This is a genomic window from Hymenobacter terricola (assembly GCF_017921975.2).
Lineage (GTDB): Bacteria > Bacteroidota > Bacteroidia > Cytophagales > Hymenobacteraceae > Hymenobacter > Hymenobacter terricola.
In genome coordinates this window covers 1-855 of sequence record NZ_JAGEMO020000006.1, presented here as the reverse complement: position 1 = coordinate 855, position 855 = coordinate 1, and the positions used below count along the sequence as shown (strand labels likewise).

Sequence of the window (855 nt, the reverse complement as noted above, 5' to 3'; positions counted from 1 at the left end):
CGCCGGCCACCAGGGCGCTGGCCGTGAGCGTGGCCGTGGCCGCCCCGCTGAGCGTGGCCGGGGCGGGCCCGCTGACCTGGCTCCAGGCGTAGGCGGCGATGGTGTTGCCCGCCGCCGGCGTGCCCGCCCCGGCGAGCACCGCGCTGCTGGTGGGCAGCGTGAGGGTTTGGCCCGGCCCCGCGTTGGCTACCGGCGGGGCCGAGCCAGTCGAGGAAGTCGATATCACTTCCAGGGCGGAGAGTTTGGGGTTGTCGACGCCGCCGGTGTTGCGCGAGGTCAGGGCCAGGTTGAGCGCGCCGTCGGCCACGGTCACGGTGAAGGTTTCGGTGGTGGCCGTCAGCGCGCCCGCTTTGCGGAAGATGTCGTAGCGGCTCAGCACGGGGGTGCCTTCGAGCGAGACGTCGAACACGCGCTGGCCGGCGGCGGTCCAGTAGAGCTCGGCGAAGTGCAGGGTGACGGTGTAGGTGCCGTTGGGCACGGCCAGGGCGTAGCTCATCGCCCCGTTGGTGCCGTAGCGCTCGGTCTGGTAGAGCGCGTCGTCGGTGGTGCCGGCGATGGGGGCCGTGGTGGCGTACGTGTTGCCGGGGCTGGGGGCAAAGCCCTGGTCGGCGGCGAAGGCGCCCAGGGCGGTGGCCAGCGCGCCGCCCCCGGCGTTGAGCCGGTAGAGGGCCGTGGTGCCCGGCGGGGTGGCCGGGTTGACGGTGACGGCCACGGTGCTCGGCGCGCTGGGCGTGCCGCGGTTGTCGGTCACGACCAGGGCGAAGCTGTAGGCGCCGGCCACCAGGGCGCTGGCCGTGAGCGTGGCCGTGGCCGCCCCGCTGAGCGTGGCCGGGGCGGGCCCGCTGACCTGGCTCC

Annotated in this window: 1 protein-coding gene; it reads right to left on the bottom strand. The window is 74.9% G+C overall.

Translation table 11 applies throughout. The features are described from left to right. Positions 1-855 (bottom strand): malectin (locus tag J4G38_RS06775; protein ID WP_226163233.1); only part of this gene is annotated, 855 nt, incomplete at both ends.